The organism is Chloroflexota bacterium, assembly GCA_020161265.1.
Lineage (GTDB): Bacteria > Chloroflexota > Chloroflexia > Chloroflexales > Herpetosiphonaceae > Herpetosiphon.
Genome location: JAIUOC010000003.1, coordinates 395919 through 416309, shown reverse-complemented (window position 1 = coordinate 416309; position 20391 = coordinate 395919). Strand labels below are relative to the sequence as shown.

General features: G+C 51.3%; 19 protein-coding genes and 1 tRNA gene. 6 read left to right on the top strand and 14 right to left on the bottom strand.

What is annotated here, in order from left to right; translation table 11 throughout:
- Positions 1–316 precede the first annotated feature (316 nt).
- From LCH85_09080 to LCH85_09060, 5 genes are all read left to right on the top strand, one after another.
- Positions 317–673: a response regulator gene (locus tag LCH85_09080; GenBank protein MCA0352135.1), complete on the top strand. Its 357-nt coding sequence runs from the start codon at positions 317–319 to the stop codon at positions 671–673.
- A gap of 29 nt (positions 674–702) precedes the next feature.
- A tRNA-Ser gene (locus tag LCH85_09075) sits at positions 703–793 on the top strand.
- A 279-nt stretch (positions 794–1072) separates the two neighbouring features.
- Positions 1073–1474, top strand: coding sequence for a DUF3224 domain-containing protein (locus LCH85_09070; GenBank protein MCA0352134.1), 402 nt, complete (start codon positions 1073–1075; stop codon positions 1472–1474).
- 113 nt (positions 1475–1587) lie between these two features.
- On the top strand, positions 1588–2091 hold the full coding sequence (locus LCH85_09065; protein MCA0352133.1) for a hypothetical protein: 504 nt from the start codon (positions 1588–1590) through the stop codon (positions 2089–2091).
- Positions 2092–2206: 115 nt separating this feature from the next.
- Complete coding sequence (locus LCH85_09060) at positions 2207–2674, top strand: NUDIX domain-containing protein (GenBank protein ID MCA0352132.1); 468 nt, start codon at positions 2207–2209, stop codon at positions 2672–2674.
- A 58-nt stretch (positions 2675–2732) separates the two neighbouring features.
- On the opposite strand, the gene LCH85_09055 is transcribed toward LCH85_09060, so the two are convergent.
- From LCH85_09055 to LCH85_09020, 8 genes are all read right to left on the bottom strand, one after another.
- Positions 2733–3293 carry a type 1 glutamine amidotransferase gene (locus tag LCH85_09055; protein MCA0352131.1) on the bottom strand — a complete coding sequence of 187 codons (561 nt, stop codon included), beginning with the start codon at positions 3291–3293 and terminating at the stop codon, positions 2733–2735.
- 110 nt (positions 3294–3403) lie between these two features.
- Complete coding sequence (locus tag LCH85_09050; protein MCA0352130.1) at positions 3404–4762, bottom strand: FAD-dependent monooxygenase; 1359 nt, start codon at positions 4760–4762, stop codon at positions 3404–3406.
- A 74-nt stretch (positions 4763–4836) separates the two neighbouring features.
- Positions 4837–6198 (bottom strand): FAD-dependent monooxygenase, encoded by a 1362-nt coding sequence (locus LCH85_09045; GenBank protein MCA0352129.1) that lies wholly within the window; start codon positions 6196–6198, stop codon positions 4837–4839.
- A 2-nt stretch (positions 6199–6200) separates the two neighbouring features.
- The gene (locus LCH85_09040; GenBank protein MCA0352128.1) at positions 6201–7574 is read right to left on the bottom strand and encodes an FAD-dependent monooxygenase; all 1374 of its coding nucleotides are present in this window, start codon (positions 7572–7574) and stop codon (positions 6201–6203) included.
- A 202-nt stretch (positions 7575–7776) separates the two neighbouring features.
- Positions 7777–8847 (bottom strand): FAD-dependent oxidoreductase, encoded by a 1071-nt coding sequence (locus LCH85_09035; GenBank protein MCA0352127.1) that lies wholly within the window; start codon positions 8845–8847, stop codon positions 7777–7779.
- Positions 8822–10759: a LodA/GoxA family CTQ-dependent oxidase gene (locus LCH85_09030; GenBank protein MCA0352126.1), complete on the bottom strand. Its 1938-nt coding sequence runs from the start codon at positions 10757–10759 to the stop codon at positions 8822–8824. The genes LCH85_09035 and LCH85_09030 overlap by 26 nt, the downstream gene beginning before the upstream one ends.
- A 40-nt stretch (positions 10760–10799) precedes the next feature.
- Positions 10800–11813, bottom strand: a complete 1014-nt coding sequence (locus tag LCH85_09025; GenBank protein ID MCA0352125.1) for a catalase family protein — start codon at positions 11811–11813, stop codon at positions 10800–10802.
- 67 nt (positions 11814–11880) lie between these two features.
- Positions 11881–12777, bottom strand: a complete 897-nt coding sequence (locus LCH85_09020) for a caspase family protein (protein MCA0352124.1) — start codon at positions 12775–12777, stop codon at positions 11881–11883.
- Positions 12778–12969: 192 nt separating this feature from the next.
- Here LCH85_09020 and udk point away from each other — a divergent pair, with 192 nt between their 5' ends.
- Complete coding sequence (udk, locus tag LCH85_09015) at positions 12970–13614, top strand: uridine kinase (GenBank protein MCA0352123.1); 645 nt, start codon at positions 12970–12972, stop codon at positions 13612–13614.
- 229 nt (positions 13615–13843) lie between these two features.
- Here the strand turns inward: udk and LCH85_09010 are convergent, their stop codons facing one another.
- The 6 genes from LCH85_09010 to LCH85_08985 form a co-directional block, all read right to left on the bottom strand.
- The gene (locus tag LCH85_09010) at positions 13844–14347 is read right to left on the bottom strand and encodes an SMI1/KNR4 family protein (protein MCA0352122.1); all 504 of its coding nucleotides are present in this window, start codon (positions 14345–14347) and stop codon (positions 13844–13846) included.
- 287 nt (positions 14348–14634) lie between these two features.
- Complete coding sequence (locus tag LCH85_09005; GenBank protein ID MCA0352121.1) at positions 14635–15564, bottom strand: glycosyltransferase family 2 protein; 930 nt, start codon at positions 15562–15564, stop codon at positions 14635–14637.
- Positions 15561–16616 carry a glycosyltransferase family 4 protein gene (locus LCH85_09000; protein MCA0352120.1) on the bottom strand — a complete coding sequence of 352 codons (1056 nt, stop codon included), beginning with the start codon at positions 16614–16616 and terminating at the stop codon, positions 15561–15563. The genes LCH85_09005 and LCH85_09000 overlap by 4 nt, the downstream gene beginning before the upstream one ends.
- A gap of 47 nt (positions 16617–16663) precedes the next feature.
- Positions 16664–18187, bottom strand: a complete 1524-nt coding sequence (locus LCH85_08995) for a hypothetical protein (protein ID MCA0352119.1) — start codon at positions 18185–18187, stop codon at positions 16664–16666.
- Between the two features lie 224 nt (positions 18188–18411).
- A complete protein-coding gene (locus LCH85_08990; GenBank protein ID MCA0352118.1) occupies positions 18412–18831 on the bottom strand; it encodes an ATP-binding protein in 420 nt (139 codons plus the stop codon).
- The gene (locus LCH85_08985) at positions 18828–20384 is read right to left on the bottom strand and encodes a tetratricopeptide repeat protein (GenBank protein MCA0352117.1); all 1557 of its coding nucleotides are present in this window, start codon (positions 20382–20384) and stop codon (positions 18828–18830) included. The genes LCH85_08990 and LCH85_08985 overlap by 4 nt, the downstream gene beginning before the upstream one ends.
- Positions 20385–20391: the final 7 nt, after the last annotated feature.

Here is a 20391-nt window from a genome sequence, read left to right as displayed (position 1 = left end):
CGCTCAATCTGGGTAAGGATGAAGGATGAGGGATGAAGGATGAAAATATAGAACAAAGGGGTTGGGGATCGGTTGTCGGGGATTGGGATTTTAACGCAGAGGCGCAGAGAGGATTTAGGGGCCAGGGGCCAGCGATCAGGAGTCAGGATTGCTGATTGGGTTTGTTAATTCAAATCTGACCCCCTCGTCCCTGAATCCTGACCCCTTCGAATACTTCGTGATTTCAGTTCGTGGCTAAATTGCTGATTGTTTGCGTGGTTGAAAACTACGGTATACTATAGTCAAAGGATACTACTCCATGTAGGAGAACCTGTGTATGGTCTTAGTTGTCGATGATTCGCCGTTTATTCGTGCGTTTGTGGCAGCAGCCCTAGCACGGATAGACGTGGCAACTTGCGAGGCTGAGAGTGTGAGGGCAGCGCGTGCCATCTGTCATGAGCGAACGTTGGAAGCAGTGGTGGTGGATTTTGAGTTGCCCGATGAGCCTGGGGTGGCCTTATGTCGCGAGATGCAACGGTTGAGTAATGTGCCAGTTGTACTGATGAGTGGACATAGCGAAGATGATGTGCGTGCTCAATTCCCCTTACATCAACAACCCTACTTCCTAGCCAAACCCTTTACCCTCAATCAAATTCAAGGGCTGATTCAGCAAATCATCGGCGTTGCCTGCTAAGCTATTCTTTGGTATAATGCGCGGCGCACGGGTGGGTCGCATAGTTGGTCGAGTGCGCGGCACTGGAAATGCCGTAGGGTGTCAAAGCTCTCGAGGGTTCGAATCCCTCTCCACCCGCCAAATCACACGCTATGAAGTTTCATGGCGTGTTGTTGTTTAACTGGGGATCGGTTATTGGAGGTCGGGGACTGGGCGTTTTCGATCCACGAAGGACACGAAGAATGACTATAAGCTTTTGGCTTTTGATATTCCAATTAGCCACGAATTTCACGAATTATGTTCATCCATATTTTCGCGACGTTAAATACCAAATTTCATCCCTCATAAGTTGGTTCCTGCTTTACATTTGGCTTAAGCTTGGTTATAGTATTAGCACAGATGTTTTATTTGGAGGATGGAATGAGCACTACTGCGAAGGCCACGTTTAGCATTCTCGAATGGGATGAAAAGCCTTTTCACGAGCAAGCAGGCGAAGGCAAAATGACTCGCGCCCATGTGCGTTATCGCTATGAAGGTGATCTAGTTGGCGAAAGCACAGTTGAGTATTTGATGGCCTACCCTGAAGTTGGCGATGCCAGTTATGTTGGCCTACAGCGCTTCGTTGGTACGTTGGCGGGTAAAACTGGTAGTTTTGTGTTGCAACATATCGGCACTGCCAATCAGGTTGATGTTTTTGATCAGATTGAGGTTGTAGCTGGCTCGGCCACTGGCGAGTTGGCTGGTTTGCGCGGCCATGGCAAACTGACGATCAGCGGCCATGCCGAGGGTTATCCATTTGCCATTGAATATGAATTTGTTTAATTGCTTGCAACCTTGCTGAACCACGCTGCGTACTGTGTTCCAGAAGGATTGATATTCAATCGAAAGCATTGCCTTGCATAGTTCTTTTGGCAAGGCGAAAGGAACATAAGGTCATGGATTGTGCAGCATGTGGCCGTCACAACGAAACAGCAGCGGTATTTTGTGTCTATTGTGGTATTCGGCTTGAAACCGCCAATCAGCGCAAGCCAGTTCAGCCAGCCCTCGGCAAGACAATAGATTTACGCCGTGAGTCTGGGCCTGCTGTGCAATCAATTCCGGTTACGCCCAAGCTTGAGCCAGTTGTGCCACCAATGCCGGTTGCTCAGCCAATCGTCCAGCGTGAACGCTCACGCAAATCGTCAAATGATGGTTTGATCGTGATTGGCTTGCTTGTGCTCGGCTTGCTTGCGTTTAGCAATGTTGCAATTCAAGATTGGCATCTGATGATGATGGGCCTTGGGGTGCTTGCATCGCGCCAATCACGCCAAGCAGCAGTATGGTTGATTGGGATTCCAATTCTGTCAATCACTGGCTGGTGGTGGGGCATCGCGCTGCTCATCCTTTTTAGCAATCATAAATCGCATGGTTGTGGGATGAAACATTCTTACAAACATTAATCAACGATAACCCTGCGGTATCAAACAAACGCTCTGCCTACGGGTAGGGCGATTGTTTTTAACGTAGCGGCGATCTATACTCACTAGGTTTGTTAGCAACTTAGAGGAGTGAACGATGGCCCAATATTTGTATGGTGATCGCATCGCTGCCCAAGGCCGCTTGATGCTTGGTTGTTCGGCAACCTTGTTCGATGCGACGCGCAGCAAGCTTTTATTGACCCGCCGCACCGATAACGGGCGCTGGTGTTTGCCTGGCGGAGCGGTCGATGCTGGCGAATCGGTCAGCGAGGCCTGTGTTCGCGAGGTTTTTGAGGAAACTGGGCTGACAGTGCAAGTTGTACGCTTGCTGGGAGTCTATAGCAATCCACATCGCATGGTGCGCTACGCCGATGGCAATCAATATCATGTCATTAGCATGAATTTTGAGGTGCGCTTGATTAGCGGCGAACTAGGATTAAGCAATGAAACCACCGAAGTGGGCTATTTCAGTCAAGCCGAAATTGATACTATGGATCTGATCGATCCACACCGTGAGCGTATGGCGGCGATTTGGAGCAACGACCCAATTCCAACGATTGCTTAAATGAAATGGCCCCGTAGCTTATCCTAAACTACGGGGCCATTGTTAACTATGCAGGTTATTAGCCAACTTGTTTATGTAAACCTTCGCCTAATTCTTCAATAAATTTGCGATTGAAGGCGGGAATATCTTGGGGATTGCGGCTGGTCACCAGGCCATTATCGACCACGACCTCGCGATCAACCCACTCGGCTCCCGCATTTTTCAGGTCGTTTTGCAAGGTTGGGTACGATGTGAGCATGCGGCCTTTGGCAATTCCAGCATCAATCAATGTCCATGGGCCATGGCAAATTGCCGCAATTGGCTTGCCAGCTTCGGCCATGGCTCGTACAAAATTCAAAACGCTGGTTTCGCGCCGCAATTTATCGGGGTTCATCACGCCGCCAGGCAACAACAACCCATCATAATCAGCAGGATTAACTTGCTCAAGCGTATAATCGACAGCAACTTCACTGCCCCAATCTTGCTCTTTCCAGCCACGAATCGTGCCAGCCTTGAGCGAAATAACATGGGTTTTGGCTCCGGCTTGCTCTAAGGCCGCTTTGGGTTCTTCAAGCTCGCTCTGTTCAAAGCCATGAGTTGCGATAATCGCCACCCGTTTACCATTGAGATGATGACTCATAGGTTGCATACCTCCTGTTACACCACTATTCTATGCCTAGGTTAAGGCAAGATTCAGGCCACAGCCGATATGCCTGCGCCTCGATCAACGGTGATCAAGGCGCAGCTAGATTATTTATTGGGTGCTGCTGGCACACTGCTTGGCGGTTGTGAACGGAAAAAGCGCGAGGCGGCAAGCAATACTTTGGGCGTAAATAAGCTCGCAGCTGAGCCAATCATATGAATCGCACCAACCATTGCGTTGGTAGCAGCCCGATTGCCCGCCGCCGCCAAATTCACTTTATCGCTATACCATTGCAGCACGCGAATCGGCAAGATTGGGCGATAGGTTGGCGTATCAGCCAGCCGTGAATCTTCGCTGATGGTGGTGAGCCAGCCCGCTTTGTTGCGGCGTGCCAAGGCTTTTTGGAAACTCAAGGCCCAAGGTGCGCTGCCAATGCCTTCGCGTTGCAAATGCTTGGCCAAAACCTGCGTGCTCATGGCAGTATTGGTGATGCCTTGGCCATAAATTGGATTCAAGGCACACACGCTATCGGCAATAGCAATCAGGCCAGCGGGCATAACGGGTAGTTGTTCGTAATGCACCCAACGATTTTCGGTTTTGGCATAGCCATACACTTGGCTGGCAGGCGTAAATTTCTGGGTAATTTCAGCAATCAATGGTGTGCGCATCCGCGCCAGCCAAGCCTCAAACTCAGCGCTATCGGTTGGTGGGCGCTGGCTGCCAACTCCGCCAATCGTCAAGAGCCATTGATCGTTTTCAACTTTAAGGAAGGTTGCACCATGGCGAATATGCGGCGGCATCGGCATCACAAAGATCGCTGGCCAGCCTTGCCAATCGGCTGGCGCGGTGTACATTCTGGTGGCATAACCCACATCCGATTTGTAAATGGTCTCTTTGACGCGCCCAAATTGATGTTGTTCTAGCCATTCGGGCAGCTTGGATGGGCGGCCAGCCGCATCGACAACCAAGTTGGCGTTAAGTTCATGCTGCTCGCCAGTATCACGATTGCGCAGCTTGACCCCGACAACTTGCCGCCCGTGAAAGAGCAAATCCGTCACTTCTTGGCGAGTTTGAATTTCAATATTGGGAATTTGGCGAATCCGCCCAAGAATCGCTGCATCGAACAAGGGGCGGGTGGCGATGATGCTGCGATAATCCGAGGGTCGTGGTTCGGCCCAGCCTGCCGCAAATAAATAGCGGCAATCGTTCATCAGATCCAGCTCGTTGCCGCCAAGCGCCTTCATATCTTCGCGCAATTTGGGGAACAGTTTTTCTAATTCGAGCAAGCCGCGCATCAGCAGCAAGTGCAATTGGCGACCTTGCGGCACGCCTGCCCGAAATTGCACCCCATCGGGCAACGTATCGCGCTCCAAAATCGTCACTTTGGCATACACATCACTCAACACGCGGGCACTCAATAATCCACCGATGCTGGCCCCGATCACAATCGCATGGTCTCGTCTCATAGCACACCTCCCAAATCTGAAATGTACTCCTGCCTATTCTAGTAGTATAGCAGGGCTTGATTCAGTTGCCTATGCTATACGTTGACCTGCAAAGGCAAGTTTGGCACTGCATCAGAATATTTAGGCCGAATTTTGCTCAGCAGCACGGGGATAAACACCCGTGGATGAAACAATGCATTCGGATTGTCGATCAGGTGAATCGTTTTAATAAATTGAGTGAACACCACGTTGCTATTCAAACTGGCCTGATTAATTTGATCAAAATAGGGCGCAATCAGCTTGCTGAAAAATGGGCGTTTGAATGATGAATCATAACGCGAATCCTCGCCGCTCGCCATTTCCCAAGGGAATTGATTGTTCTTGGCTAAGGCTTGTTGGAACCGCTGGCCCCATGCTGCCGAGCCACGATCTTGCTCTTTTAAATGTGTACCAAGCAAGATTGCCCCCAAGGTGGCGGTGCTAATACCTTGCCCATACACCGGATTAAAGGCACAAACGGCATCACCCAAGGCAATTACTCCGGCTGGCAGGTGCATACGCTCGTAGTGGCGTTGGCGATTTTCGGTACGACCATAGCCACTGGTTGGGCTAAGCGGCTGCGATTTACTCAATAAATCGGCCAAAATTGGCGAGGGCAATTCGCGCAGCCATTGCATAAAACCAGCTTCATCGGTTGGTGGCTTGGCATGATTGACCCCACCGCCAGTCACAATCCAGCGATTGCCCTCAACTTCGAGCAAAATCGCACCTTTGGGAATGGTCGGCGGCTGTTGCATCACAAACAGGCCTTTCCATTCTTTCCAACCTTCGGGCTTGGCATAGAGCCGCGAAGTATAGCCAAGTTTGGCATCAAGCACAGTTTCGCTAACTTTGCCACAACCAAGCTCGCCCAACCATTCCGCCAATTTGGAATTGCGCCCGCTGGCATCGACAACCAGATCAGCATGCAAGCTCTGTTCGCTGCCATCTTGGCGATTGCGCACCTGCACCCCTTGAATATGACGGCTATTGCCAATCAGATTCAGGGCATCGTGTTGGGCCAAAAACTGAATCTTGGGGTTTTGCAATAAGCGCCGCCGAATTGCCCAATCAAACAAAGGGCGAGTTGCCGAGAGCGTTTTCAATTCGGTTGGCTGAGGTACTGTCCAGCCATTTTTGAGGTAATAGCGACAATCGTTGATCATATCGACGGCTTGTGCCCCAAGAGCTTGCAGTTCTTGGTTGATGCCTGGAAAAAGCGTTTCCAGCTCACGTGCGCCGCGAATCAGCAACAAATGCACATGGCGACCTTGGGGCACGCCCGCGCGAAAATCGCCAGCCTCGGGCAAGCTATCACGTTCGAGCACACTGACTCGACCATAATGGTGGCTCAGCATATGAGCGGTAATCAAGCCGCTGATACTGGCTCCAATCACAATTGCATGATCTTGTAGCATGGTTACGCTCCTTGGCTAGCGCTGAGAATGGTAGGGATCGAGGGCGTTGGGTTGGTCGTTTGGGGCTTCAAGCGACCTTTAATAACATTCCAGATCATCGCTGGGTGCAGTAAGCCACTGGGATTGCCAGTCATATGCACAATCGGCGTGAAGCGGTTGAGCACAACCGGATTATTGCTTGATGCTAGGTTAATTTGGTCGAAGTAGTTGCGCAGCAGAGTTGCGCCAAACGAACGCTTGACGCTGGCGTTATAGCGGGCATCTTCGCCCACCGCAATGCTCCAAGGAAATTGATTGCTTTTAGCGAGTGCTTGTTGAAAGCGCTGACCCCAGGCTGCCGAAGCCCGATCTTGTTCTTTTAAATGCTGGCTCAGCAAGATCGCGCCCAAGGTGGCATTGCTAATACCTTGTCCATAAATTGGATTAAACGCACAAACAGCATCACCCAACGCCACCACTCCCGCAGGCAGGCTAATTTGCTCATAATGGCGTTGGCGATTTTCGGTACGGCCAAAACCAACCAATGGGCTAATTGGCTGGGCCTTACTCAACAATTCATACAAAATTGGCGAGCGCAATTGGTTGAGCCAATTCAGCCATTCGCTCTCATCAAGGGGTGGCTTGGCCTCATTAAAACCACCACAGGTCACCATCCAGCGATTGCCTTCAATCTCGGTTAAAATCGCGCCGCGTGGATTAACCAATGGTCGCTGGCGCACAAATAAGCCCTTCCATTCGTTCCAGCCTTCGGGCTTGGCATAGAGTCGTGAGCAGTAGCCAACATTCGAGGCAATCACGGTTTCGGGTACTGCTTGGCAACCCAGCGCTTGTAGCCATTGATCAAGCTTGGATGAACGCCCACTACAATCAACCAAGAGTTCGGCTAGAAATTGTTGCTCAACCCCAGTATCGCGGCGCTTGGTGTTAATGCCCCGCACATGGCGCAAATCCCCAACCAAGCCAAGCACATCGGTTTGGGTTTCGATCCGAATTTTGGGGTTTTGGCGTAAACGCTGCAACAGCACCCAATCGTAGAGCGGGCGGCTGGCCGAAATTGTGCGATGGGCTGATTGATGCGGTTTGGCCCAACCACCAGCCATCAAGTAGCGATAATCATTCATCAAATCGACCGACTGTGCGCCGTGAGCCACGAGTTCTTGCCCAATGCCAGGAAAGAGCGTTTCAAGCTCACGCGCTCCGCGCATCAACAACAGATGCAGGTGGCGAGCTTGCGGCAAACCAGATCGAACCTCAATCGAGTCGGGCAAACTATCACGTTCAATAATCGTTACTTGAGCAAAATAGTGGCTGAGGATATGCGCGGTCGCTAAACCGCTAATGCTTGCGCCGATAACCAGCGCATGATCATGGCCCATCGTAGCTCCTTCCAAGCCAAATGGAATTCAACTCACACAACAATTGTGGCTACCAACGTTTGATTCTCTAGCAAACGTAGCAGATTGAAGCATGCTGCTGTGGGTGATGGAGCAATTGATGGGTGGAGTGTATGGACGAGTTTGACTCCATGCAGCAGCCAAAAATTTGATTGCTGCATCTTAGCATAATTCAGGGTTTTTGCTAGCGTGGTTGCCAAAATGGGCGATCAGGCCAGCGCTGTTCTTGGGCATAGATCTGTTGGCGAAGCTGACGATAAGCGTGCCAAGCCAATTCCAGCTGATGACCATAGCCATACAGCGCAGCAACTGAGCCTTGGTTGGCAGCGATTAAACATTGGGCGGCATCACGGGCGCTGGTTAATCCAACTGTAATCCCATGCGCCGCCAGCGGATCATAGCTCATGGCCGCGTCACCGATCGCCAGCCAACCATTGCCATAGCAGCGATCCAAACGACTGCTGCTGGCATCGACCCAATATGGTTGGGCACAAAGCTGATGTTGCTCAAGCCATTGTTTGGCCCAAGTGCTGCGCTTGAGCGATTGCCACCAACCCTCGGCCTGAGCAAGCTTTTGGCGTTGGTTGGTGGTTGGTTGACCAATAAAAATTGTCGCCATTTGGGCTTGCGGCACTCGCGCCACATACCACCAACCATCAGCTACCGCCTCGACCAAACTCCGCTGATCCGGCCATGGCTGGGCTTGCGGCTCCAGCATCGCCACCAAACCGAGCTGTTTGGGGCCATCGAACTGGGTTTGTACTCCCAGCCGCCGTGCTAGCCAACGTGCTCGGCCAGTGGCATCAATCAGCCAGCGCGTTTGAAATAATTGCTCTCCAACCCCAATAATCCAGCGTTCGGGCTGGCGTTCGAGGTAGCTGATTGACGCTGAACTGAATGTTACGCCTAATCCAAGGCAGCACTGGTGGAGCTGCTGCTCAAAATGAGGTCGATTGAGATGCCAGCCATGACCATAGGGCGTTGCCAAAAAATCATGATGATAGAGCGCATCTGATCCCCAAGCTGCCAGATTGCCTGGGCAAATCGAATGCTCTCGATCAAGATCTAACCCAAGCTCGTGCACCAACGGACGAGCGGCAGGCGCTAAACTTTCACCAAAGCGTTGTGGCCGTGTAGGCGGGCGTTCGAGCACAAGCACCTGCCACCCATGCCGTGCGAGATGCACGGCACAGGCGCAGCCAGCAATTCCGCCGCCAACGATCAAACAATCAATCGTTATTGGCTTCGGCAGCATTTTTGCGTCCTCGCTTGAGGCGTTGTTGTGGCCAATTGAGGTCGCTATCAACCAGATCAGTTTCTGGCTCGGCGGCTAGGCTACGGGTTAATTGGGGAGCCTGAGCTTCAACGTGGCGGCCTGTTTCAACCCATAGCGTTTGCGGGAAGCTAGCGCTATGTTCAGGCCCAGTTTGGGCGATGATAATGCCCACGGTATCCCATTCGTTGGTAAATTTAGTAATTGCTGGCACGGTTGGAATATGGCCTGGTGGAATGCTCTCGGTGTAGACCATGCCGCGCAGCCACTTGCGGCGGGCAGTCGGTGCGAAGGCTTGGGCACGCTCTTCAGGCGTAGCATCAGGGTTCATAATAATCTGGTAGCTCTCTTGGCTAAGCACATCGTTGGGCACACGAGCGGGCCAAAAAGTTGGCAAATAAGTTCCGGCATAGCCCATATAGGCCGAGAGACAGCTTGAGGTATCGGTTTGCCAAGGCACGGCCATCCAACGCGTAATTGCCCCAGCAGCGCTGGCATACAACATCCCATCGGGAGCTAAGGCAGTAGCCGCATCGAGCGTATCGCCCCAATCTGGCTCAGGGCTGGTGCGGCGTTTGAGTCGAAATGGTGCTACATACATCGAGGTATGGCGTAACGGCCAAGTGAATTCGCAGCCGGGGTGAAACGGCCCGCCCAAGGTTGCATCAAGCGCCGCCCGCGTGAGATTGTAGGCCTGCTCAGCGGGATCAAGCTGCTCCCACGGCCTGACCACGGGCAAGCCATCGGCAATAAAATCGCCATTGGCCCATTGCTCTAGCCAACGATATTGGCTAGGCAAAATTGCCTGCCACTCTTGGGGATCGGTGGTTTTGGTGTTGAGCGTAATCGCATCGCCATAAAACAATGGCAAGCCTTCGGGATCAATATAGGGATTGCTAGGATTGCGCATTTGAGCCAAAACCGCTTGGCGCAACGGTTCGCTGGCAGCACTAGGATCGCCCAAACGAGCGATCAACTCAGGATTATTGAAATCGCTGGGGCTGCCCCAACCAAAACTCCGCGCAAAGCCAGCATTAACCCATTGCAATTGGCTAAACCGTGAGAGCAACGGATAAATTTCGCTGCTGAAACGTGGCTTGGCTGGCGCAAGCGTCGAATCAAGCTGCATCGCCACTTCAAACAGCAAATCATAGCCTGTCATAATCGAATTTGTGCCTGGCGCATAATCAGGCGGCGCAACAATCACCCAAGCATGAGTTGCCTGCAAAACCCGTCCATCGCTCAGCTTAACCACGGCCTCAATCGGGCCATCGGCAGTATCATCATGCCAATCATCGTTATCGGCAAAGGTGGTTAAGGGCTTGCCATGGGCCGAAGCTGAGTGACCCCGCCCGCCCAGCACAATCAAATTGCCCTGTTGATCGGTGCGCAATTCGCCCAAATAAACTTGCTTACCAAAGAATGCGCCGTGATCAAAGGCATAGATCGCCTCTTCGCCCTGAGGATTGACATTCAAGCCACAAATGCTGCGCGTGCCACCATCGATCGTCAATTGATCGCGCTCAGTTACATCGGCATTGCGGCGCTTGCTAACAATTTTGCCATCAGCCGAGGCCGGAATATCCAGTGCTTGGATAAATTCATACCACGCGGCTTTTTGATTGGCGAGCTGCGCCGTCCAAACAATTTCTTGCACATCAGGATTGGTTTGGTTTAACTCGCAAATCACCTCACCAGCGGCATTCAAGCCATAAACCCGAAACCGCGCCGCTTGGCGTTTGATCGCGCCACTCGGATCGCGAAACAAATCGGGGTCAACTTGGGGTGCACCCAGCACTTCGGGGCCATAAAAAAACTCATTTGGGCTATTTCCGACGCGGGCAAAGCCAACGGGAGGATAAATCGCGACGCTGACAATCTCAGCACAAGCCATAATCACATCTCCTTGTAAACCATTCAAGCATTTTGGAGGGCTAGGTTAAATCGTGACGAGGTTGGCGTGGCTCCACAATCGGAATGCCATTGCGTTGGCGGCGCAACTCCGCCGAAGCTTGATAGACTACTTTGCGAGCTTCACTGATGCTGCCAACTGGAGCATGTTCAGGCAGTGCATGCCAAGGATTGAAGGCCAGATTTTCGACATAGGCGGCTTGGCCAGGCGCATCAATATCTTGTTGGGGCAGGGTTAGGGTTGCCACATGCAGCGGCGGGGCTAGCTCGGTTGACCATTCGACGGTTGCTGCATCCAACGGCATCAGCTTAGGATTGGTGCGTAGTTGAATGCTAAAGTGCAGATCAATCGGGCCTGCCAACAAACGACTACGCAAATCATCGTGCAAAAAGTTGGGGTTGAGCTGTGGGTTACTGGGTGGCTGTGGATTGAGCGCTTCAAGCGCCAAGCGATATTTGACGTAACGACCTTGGCCAAACGCATAGGGCAGGCCGCTCCAATACACTGCATCGAAGACACTGGCCAGATTTTGCTGCATCAAATCGAGAATTTTGCGGGTTTTGGGGTGTTTGGCGAGATACGCATCATAGCCATCACCCACCAAGCCTTCGTAGGTAAATTCGCACATATCCTTGGCAGTATCGACAAAAAAGACTGGATAATTTTGCAAGACCAAATCGTGAGTTAATGCAGCTTCTTCACCAGTTAATAATTTACGGCCGTGTATACCAAACAGCTTGATGCCTACCCCCAAGGTTGTGCCAAGGTCGCTGGCAAAAGGCACGGTATCGCTGGAAAAGCGCAGCCATGCTGCCAGCTGATCGTAGGCCAACAAGCCAACTCGTAGCTCGGCTGGCAAATCAGGGCGAACCCACCAGGTGGCTTTGGCCCCGCCATGCGCCTTAAGAAACACCGCCCGTCGAACCGGATCTTGTCCGGCGTTAATCCGCGTGCCCATAGTTCTGTTGACAAAGAGCTGGCGTAATTGGGTGATAGGATCAGCACATGGACAATCGTGAGCATGATCTGAACTCATACAAGCTCCTCAGTGCAGCGTGATCGATGAGGGCAGCCAATCGCCTAGCAATTGGCTGCTTAGTTAATTAACGTAGGAAGGGCTGGTTAATTAGACTATTTGGGCACTCAAGTTGGGGAATTTGTTGAAACTTATTGTCGTAGAGGCTACGGCGAAGCTGTTCGCCAAGGTTGGCATAGCTAATTTGGGGATTTTCGCTGAGAATATTTTTCAAAAAGAAGGTCATGGCACCGTGGTAGGTTCCGCCAAAATTGGCATCGGCGGCAACTTGCTCGGCCTTGCAGGCTGAAATCAAAATGGTGTTTTCGTGCTGTGGGCGTTGGCCAAAACTCTGTTTTTGCAACGAACTGACCAACTCGCCTGCAAACTTAGCAATTTCGCTGGGGTCGGCGCTCCGTTGTTGCAGATCAAGAATTTGTTGCGCTACGCTATCAACCTGGTGTTGTTGATAGGCCTGCTTCTTGGCACGAATTTCATCATAAACCACTTTGGCGGGAGTTAAGGTGCGATACCGAATATCGGAAAAAGGGTCTTTGCTGATCGTGCCCGAATGACAGCAATCCATCAACAAAATGAGCCGCGTTGTACCCAAAAATCCTTGATATAGCTCGGCTAAATGGTCATCGCTCAGCAAGCCAGCGCTGGGATAATCAATTGGCGCGAGGCATTCATCAGCACCATCAGGTTCATCGCCATTTTGATCAGGCTGTTGTACGCCATGGCCAGCATAGTGAAAAATTCGAATTTCCGGCTGCCCATCGTTGAGCGGTTCGGCGAGCCAGCCCAAATTATCAATAATAGCTTGGCGCGTAGCCGCAGCATCGGTGATCAAACGCAGTTGATCATCGGCAGCAGCGTGTTGGGCTTTGAACAACTCACGAACTACGCTTACATCGTTGACACAACCCTTGAGTGGCCGCTCGCTATAACTATTGATTCCCACAAATAAGCCACGAATACCCATAGTGCAAACTCCTCAGCGCTAATTTTTTTGGGATGATTGCAGCGTGGCTATACAGTAGTAGAGCGATATGGCCCTGTCAAGAGCAAAACCAGCGCATGCAAAACCAGCATAATCAGGTACAATAGGCGCAGATGGGGGCAAAGAACTAGTTGTTCTTTGCTCCCCTTTTGCGAACAATGGAGGACAAACGGCGTGAGCGCAGAGCAACGACCAATTGTGATTGGGGTCGCTGGCGGAACTGGATCAGGCAAAACTACCGTTTCCCAAGCGATTCTTAGTCGCGTCGGGCCATCACGAATTGCATTTTTACAGCACGATTCCTATTATCGTGATTTTGCTGAGCTTTCGTTTGAAGAACGCTTGCGAGTCAATTTCGATCACCCTAACTCGCTCGATAGCAATTTGCTGGCGCAACATATCGAGGCCTTGTGCAATGGTACAACGATTGAAGTGCCAATTTATGATTTTACGCGCTATGGTCGTCGGCCTGAGGTGATGCATGTGCAGCCGCGTCCGGTTATTTTGGTCGAAGGCATTTTGATTTTTGCCGAAGCTGTGTTGCGCGAATGCATGGATGTAAAAATCTATGTTGATGCTGATGCCGATTTGCGCTTTATTCGCCGCCTCAAACGCGATATTGCCGAACGTGGACGCTCAATCGAATCGGTGATCGAGCAATATACCAATACTGTGCGCCCGATGCATCTTGAATTTGTCGAGCCAACGAAGCGCTATGCCGATATTATTATTCCACGCGGTGGATTGAATGCAATTGCCATCGATATGGTGATTGCCCGCGTCGAGTATTTGCTAGCCGAAAGCGAGAAACAAATATAAAATCAAAAGTCAGAAGGCAAAAAAAACATCGAACATAAGGAGCGGGTTGTAGCGCAGAGTATAGATGGTGATAGGCTATTGGACTTTTTTCGGAAGATTAAGTGCCTTTAGCCTCTCGCCATCCGTTCTGATCCACGAAGCGCACGAAGGACACGAAGGGCGCAAGGGTTGAAACCACGAAGGGCACGAAGATCGCGAAGGTTATGTAACCCAAAGCTCATGCCGATCTCTATGCTGCCTCGTCAACATCAAGCGAGGATTCAGGCAACAAGCTATCAACGAATGCTTGAAATGAAGGGCTACAACACGAAACGTTGTAATACAGATCGCCTTCTTCTTCAGTTTCTAGCTCAAATTCATGATCCCAAAAATAAACTTTGCCCCGCTGCTCGCCACGAATTCCCAAGCAAATTAGGTTGCCTCCAAGATCGTGGGCAATTGGCAAAAGCTCTGGTGGAATCCGCGTCTCATATTCTGTAAATGTTCTGATTACTTGACGAATTTCAGAGGATTCCGCTGCTGGGTCTAAGGATAAAAAATAGTGGATTATACTTTGATCATCAGGCAGCAAGTTACTATTCATATCAAAAACTGTTAGCTCAGGCTGACCGCCGTTATGTTGTAGCAAAAAAGCGCGGTAATCTTCTGGCAGACGACAGCCCAACTCTTGCTCAAAAGCCGCAACTTCAGCCTCATTGGTTGGAGTAAAGCCATCAACAATTGTTATGTTCATCTACATCTCCTCAATATTAACCCAGGCCAGCGAATGAATATCGATCCACGAAGCGCATGAAGGACACGAAGGGTGCGAGGGTTGAAACCACGAAGGGCGCGAAGATCGCGAAGTTTTATTTTTAGCCACAGATTGACCCAGATTTATATGATTATGCTTAAATTTCCAGCCCCTGTGACCCCTGAATCCTAGCCCCTCGAATCCTCTGCGTCTCTCCGTTAAATTCTGAATCCTAGCCCCTCGAATCCTCTGCGTCTCTGCGCTATCCAGTCTCATCCTTTTGCCTTCTAACTTTTGCCTTTTGCCTTCTGACTTTTGCCTTTTGACTTTTGATTTTCGTTGCGTTCCCGTTTGCCACGCGCTAAATGCTGCTTGATCAAACGCTCAACTTCGCTGCGATCAGCGCTGATTTGGGCTTGAATGCTGCGGCGCGTGGCGAGGGTTTGCTTGAGATTACGAATATGCCAAATCCAAACATTCAGCATTGCCAGATTGCGCTGGCACAAACTTACAATCGCCGTTTTGGCCAGCATGCGCAGGCTATAGCCCAAAACCGCCGACCAAGGCCGCAACTTCAGGTAGCAATACAAGCCATTCTTGCTGCTCTCGACCAGCCAGCGCTGGCCGCCGCCGCTACCACCACGCTCGTGTACCACCAGCGCCTCGAAATCTTCGAGCACCTGCCAACCCAACAACCACGCCCGCCAACACAACTCGGTATCTTCCCAATACAAGAAAATAGCTGGGTCAAAACCGCCAATTGCTTGCCATGCGCTGCGCCGCAAAAGCATTGCACAGCCTGGCACAGCCGCCGTGATCGCCACACCATGACGGGTTGGCGGCGCTTGATTGGGATACAAGGTGGTTGGGCAAATAATTGCCGCTTGGGGATTGGCTGCTAGGTGCTGGCGCAAGAGTGTCAGCCAATTGGGCGTAATTTGTACATCGGGATTGAAAAATAAAAAATATTCGCCAGTCGCCGCCGCCATACCTTGATTACATGCCGCACCAAAGCCATGATTATGCTGATTGGCAATCAGCTGAACCTGCGGATACTGCTGACGTACCAACTCAGCAGAGCCATCGCTCGAAGCATTATCAACCACAATTAATTGATAATTGTCGTCGTTGGTCGTGGCGAGGCTTGCAAAACAAGCGGGCAATAGTGCGGCGCTGTTATAGCTCACGATGATGATCGAAATTTGGCCTGGAATCATGCGGGTTTCTCGAATAAACGGCGATAAACTGCCGCAGTTTGGTTGGCAATCAGGCTCCAATCAAGCGCTTGAACTGTTTGGAGCGCATTTTGGCGCAAAGCTTGTCGATCGGGATGGGCGGCGGCACGGTGTAAAGCGGCGCGTAAACTAGCCACATCGTTGGCCTCAAACAAAAAGCCATTCTCGCCATCGCGAATCAATTCGCGGACTGGCGGCAAATCAGGCGCAACCACTGGCGTGGCATACGAAAGCGCTGCCAGCAACATGCCTGAGGTCAAGGTTTTGCGATAGGGCAATACGACCACATCGGAGGCGGCAAACCAAGCAGGCAGAAGGGCATCGGCAATAAACTGGGGCCGTAGCGTGATGCTAGGATTGGTTGCCTGTTGTTGCAATTGCTCAGCATAGCGTTGATCTTTGGCCGCACCCACAATCAGCAAGCGGCCAAGCTCGGCTGACCAAGCCTCAAGCAACAATTCCACACCTTTGTAGGGACGCAATGTGCCAAGATTGAGCGCAACAAAGCCTTTGGGCGTTAGTTGCAATTGCTCACGGGCAGCCGCTTGATCCCAAGCTTCGCCATAGACACCGATATACGAGCCATGGGCAATCACGTTGGTTTTAGCGGCAACCTGATAGCGTTGATCGAGCAGTTGGGCGGCGGCCTGCGAATGTACAATAATTTGCTCAGCCGCCTGCGCCATAGCCTGATAACAACGCTGCGCCCATTGGGGGTAACGCAATTCGTGTGGCTCCAAGTTGTGAGCCGTCCAAACCAATTTTGCTCCACGCAAAGCCAGCAAACGCAATAGCACAATAAAGCTCATACTACGCAATGCAGTTGCCGCTTGGCTGGGCTGCTGGGTCAGTTCATCAAAAAAGTGCCAATGCAGCACCCGCTGACCGCCATGCAACAAGCCATGGCGCAAGGTTTGAGCAAATGGCTGGCGTGCAATCTGCACATCAGGCCATGCAGCAAATGGCGCATACAACAAATCAAGATATGGGTTGGTTGCCAGCAAACGCGGAATTGGATAGATCGTGATACTCATAGTTTTGCGTTGGCCGCCAAACGCGACCAACGCCCTGCAAAATAATGCTATGGTGTGGGAATTCCACGATAGCTGTTGGTTCCGCCGCCAGTCGTGAAATACAACGTGCCATTAATCTCGCCAATAATGCCTGAATAACGGGTTGCTGGCAAGTTGTTAGGCATTTGTGCCCAAGTATTCGTGGCCGGATCATACACATAAATCGTATTATGTTTAGTTCCGTTGGTGGTTTGGCCAGCAAAGACGAAAATTTTACCGCCAAGCGCCAAGGTCGAATGGCTAATATGGTTCAAGGCCAACGGAATATCGGCCATTTGTTCCCACATATTCGTAGCGGGATCATAGCGATGCACATCGTTATCGACGGTTAAACTACCATCGTGGCCATGCTGACCGCCAATATAGTAGAGTTTGCCATCAAGCACCACCCCACCAGCATGTTGACGTGGATTGGGCAACTCGGCATAGGTTAGTTGGTTGGTCTGGGTCACCCAACCAGTCGCCAAATCATTCAAATCGAGCACAAAATGCGTGCCAACATCAACCTGTTTGTAATAGGTTCCACCAACATAATGCAACTTCCGATCAAGATAATACAGCTGGCCCGCCGCCCGTTGAATCGGAATCACCGGCAAGTTGGTGTAGGTATTGGTGGCGGTGTCGTAATAGCGCGAAACCCGTGAGCCGAAAATCTGGCCAACTCCATCAAAATCTTCAATATAGCCACCAACAAGGAAGATCTTTTGACCATCGGTGGCAGTACCAACGTGAGTCAAACCTCGCTCCAAGGGCGCAATCGCTGTCCAGGTATTGGCCACTGGATCATACACGTTCGACAAGCGCGAGGGTGTATCGCCCGATAAACCAGGCTGACCGAAGCCACCAAAGACATACAATTTGCCGCCAACCACTGCGCCTTGAGCTTCAACCGCCGCAAAAGGATAGCTAAATGGTGTTGGCACAGCCGTAGACCAAACAATCCGTGTGAAGTTGGGCGGTGTGGTTGGGGTCGCCGTACCCACAATCGTGGTTGGGGTGGTGGTTGGTGGACGTGGGGTTGCCGTAGCCGTGCTGGTCGGCGTTGATGTATGGGTTGATGTACTCGTTGGCGTTGATGTATGGGTTGGTGTGTTGGTCACGGTTGGCACATCAGTTGGTATGTTGGTCGCGGTTGGCACATCAGTTGGTGTATTGGTCGCAGTTGGCACGTCGGTTGGCGTACTGGTTGCGGTTGGTACAGCAGTTGGTGTGTTCGTCGCGGTTGGCACATCGGTTGCGGTGTTCGTCGCAGTTGGCACATTAGTTGAGGTACTGGTTGCGGTTGGCGCGGCGGTTGGGGTAGTGCTCGATGTTGCAGTTGGCGAGAGCATCACACTGGTTGCGGTTGCCGCATTTGTTGGCATTGGCGTAATTTCACTAGAATTTTTCAAGGCCAACGGTAAAAACGTACAATCGCTGGTTGTGCAATTCGGGTCATCCAACAGGCCAGTTGTGCGAGCTAAACTCAAGCCAGCACTCGCTAGAAGCAGCGTCAGGCTGATTGCGATTAATATCCATCGTCGGCGCTGCATGCAATGTTCTCCATTATACGGTGGCTTAGGGGGCTAGGGACGAGGGGCGAGGGATCAGGGACTAGTGGAATGCCGGGGGCGAGGGATCGGCATTTAATCCATAGGCTAGCGGCTATAGGCTTTTGGCTTTTTGAGATCATTGTCATTCCACAAATTGTTCCGCTAGCCTAGCGCCTATAGCCGTGTTTCCTGAAGCCTAACCCCTGAATTCTGACCCCTGCTCCCTACTTCGCTTTGAAAATTCGTAAGCGCAAACTTGTGCCTGTGCCTGAGCTTTGCACTTCGTATTGATCAACCAACTCGCTGATGAGATAGGAGCCGAAACCGCGCAGCATGCCCGCTTCGAGATTATCTTCCTCGACCACCCGCCGTTCGGTATTGAAATGCTCGATGCCTTTGCCATGATCAATAATTTCAACTTCTAACTGATCGGCATGCAACGAGAAAATCACTTCGACCGAGCCAGCCACACCGCCGCCGCCACCATGCTCGATAGCATTGGTTACTGCTTCGCTCACCGCCAGTTTCAAATCTTCGACGCGCTCACGTGGAAAGCCCATTGTGCTACCGAGTTCGGCAGCACTAGCTCGCACAACCCGCTCAAAGACCAAATCCGATGGAATGTTGAGGTGAATCCGATTCATCGCGAACCTCCACGAGCCATTGCACGGCCCTTTTGTGGTAATTGTTCCTGTTGGTTGATCAGATGTTCATAGCGGCGCAGGTAGGCCTTACCCAAAGAACTGTTGCCAACTTGGAGATAACATGCCCCCAAATAGTAGAGTGCTTGAGTATGGCGTGGGTTGCGGCGCAGCACTTTTTCAAATAATGGTATGGCTTGGGCTGGTTCTAACATTTCTTTATAACATGTACCCAGCATAAAGGTGGTTTCAATATCATCGGGCCAATGCATCAGCACATGGCTAAATTCACGCGAAGCCAAATCGTAGCGACGGCGGCGGGTGTACATATAACCCAAATCGTAGCGCAATGAATGCGCATGCGGCGCTAACTCCACCGCTTTACGCCAGGCTGCTAGTGCCCAACTTTCATGCCCCAACACGGTGTACATAAATCCCAATAAATAGTAGGCATTGGGATCTTTGGGCAAAAGTTGGACCGCGCGTTCAAAAGCACGCATCGCAGCATGATGTTTCTCTAAATCATAGAGCAACTTGCCCATTTGTAAGAACACTTGACCATCGTTGGGCCGCAACTTGGCGGTGCTATACAAATGGTTATAGGCCTCACGATGCTTGCCCTGAAAGCGTAAAATTGCGCTGATCCGCAGCCGCGCATCAACATAGTAGCGATCTTGCGGTGGAATTCGGCCATATTCTTGCAAGGATAATTCCCAGCGCCGCGCCCGCGCCAACAAATTGCCCAACAAATAGCGGGCACGATGCTCGGTTGGTCGCCATTTCAGCAAGGCCTCGTAAATCCGCTTGGCATCTTCATCATAACCTTGGGCTTTGAGGTCGTCACTCAAACGATAGTACCAATTGGCAACCTCTTGCTCGGATTTGCTGACCAGCACTTCATCGGGGCCAACGCTGGGCGAGATAAAGGTTGGCTCAACCCGTAGCGCCTCGGCAAAACAACGCTGAGCCAATTCGTGAGCACCATGAGCTTGGTGCATCAAACCCATGTAATACAAAGGCTCGCCAGCATAAGGCCGCAATTCACGAGCTGAAGTAAAGTGAATATAGGCGCGGCCAGCATCATCGAGCATTTGATAAGCGCGACCAAGCGCAAAATGGGCCTCGTACAAGCCATTATTATGCTCAAGCGCTTCCTTGAATGCGCCAATTGCCCGATCAATTTGGCGCATCGCGCCGAAAGCCACACCTAAATTGTAGTGGGCTTCGGCTAATTGCGGGTCGGTTTGTACCGATTCCAAATATTCGCGCTGAGCCGTCGGCCAATCATCTTGAAAAGCACAGGCATTACCAATATACAGATAGATAATCGCCCGTTCGCGATCGTAGATTTGCGATTTCTCATCGCCTTCAACATAGGCAGCGATTAATGCAGTTTTAAAATGCTCGATTGCATCAGGATAATTGGCGGCCAAATAGGCTTTGATCCCGCGCCCAAACGCAGCACCCAAGCGCGTCCCAGCCATAAAACGCTCGCTCCCAGCAAAGGTATCGAGGTCCAGCGGCATTACATTCAAAGTGTCAACATTGGTAGTCATAACAGTT

Bases quoted from the DNA above. Each gene is read 5' to 3' on its own strand.
- LCH85_09070 (MCA0352134.1), top strand. From the start codon at position 1,073: ATGAGCACTACTGCGAAGGCCACGTTTAGCATTCTCGAATGGGATGAA.
- LCH85_09010 (MCA0352122.1), bottom strand. From the start codon at position 14,347: ATGAACATAACAATTGTTGATGGCTTTACTCCAACCAATGAGGCTGAA.
- LCH85_09065 (MCA0352133.1), top strand. From the start codon at position 1,588: ATGGATTGTGCAGCATGTGGCCGTCACAACGAAACAGCAGCGGTATTT.
- LCH85_09040 (MCA0352128.1), bottom strand. From the start codon at position 7,574: ATGGGCCATGATCATGCGCTGGTTATCGGCGCAAGCATTAGCGGTTTA.
- LCH85_09025 (MCA0352125.1), bottom strand. From the start codon at position 11,813: ATGAGTTCAGATCATGCTCACGATTGTCCATGTGCTGATCCTATCACC.
- LCH85_09030 (MCA0352126.1), bottom strand. From the start codon at position 10,759: ATGGCTTGTGCTGAGATTGTCAGCGTCGCGATTTATCCTCCCGTTGGC.
- LCH85_09020 (MCA0352124.1), bottom strand. From the start codon at position 12,777: ATGGGTATTCGTGGCTTATTTGTGGGAATCAATAGTTATAGCGAGCGG.
- LCH85_08995 (MCA0352119.1), bottom strand. From the start codon at position 18,187: ATGCAGCGCCGACGATGGATATTAATCGCAATCAGCCTGACGCTGCTT.
- LCH85_09045 (MCA0352129.1), bottom strand. From the start codon at position 6,198: ATGCTACAAGATCATGCAATTGTGATTGGAGCCAGTATCAGCGGCTTG.
- LCH85_09055 (MCA0352131.1), bottom strand. From the start codon at position 3,293: ATGAGTCATCATCTCAATGGTAAACGGGTGGCGATTATCGCAACTCAT.
- LCH85_09060 (MCA0352132.1), top strand. From the start codon at position 2,207: ATGGCCCAATATTTGTATGGTGATCGCATCGCTGCCCAAGGCCGCTTG.
- LCH85_08990 (MCA0352118.1), bottom strand. From the start codon at position 18,831: ATGAATCGGATTCACCTCAACATTCCATCGGATTTGGTCTTTGAGCGG.
- LCH85_09000 (MCA0352120.1), bottom strand. From the start codon at position 16,616: ATGAGTATCACGATCTATCCAATTCCGCGTTTGCTGGCAACCAACCCA.
- LCH85_09050 (MCA0352130.1), bottom strand. From the start codon at position 4,762: ATGAGACGAGACCATGCGATTGTGATCGGGGCCAGCATCGGTGGATTA.
- LCH85_08985 (MCA0352117.1), bottom strand. From the start codon at position 20,384: ATGACTACCAATGTTGACACTTTGAATGTAATGCCGCTGGACCTCGAT.
- LCH85_09035 (MCA0352127.1), bottom strand. From the start codon at position 8,847: ATGCTGCCGAAGCCAATAACGATTGATTGTTTGATCGTTGGCGGCGGA.
- LCH85_09080 (MCA0352135.1), top strand. From the start codon at position 317: ATGGTCTTAGTTGTCGATGATTCGCCGTTTATTCGTGCGTTTGTGGCA.
- LCH85_09005 (MCA0352121.1), bottom strand. From the start codon at position 15,564: ATGATTCCAGGCCAAATTTCGATCATCATCGTGAGCTATAACAGCGCC.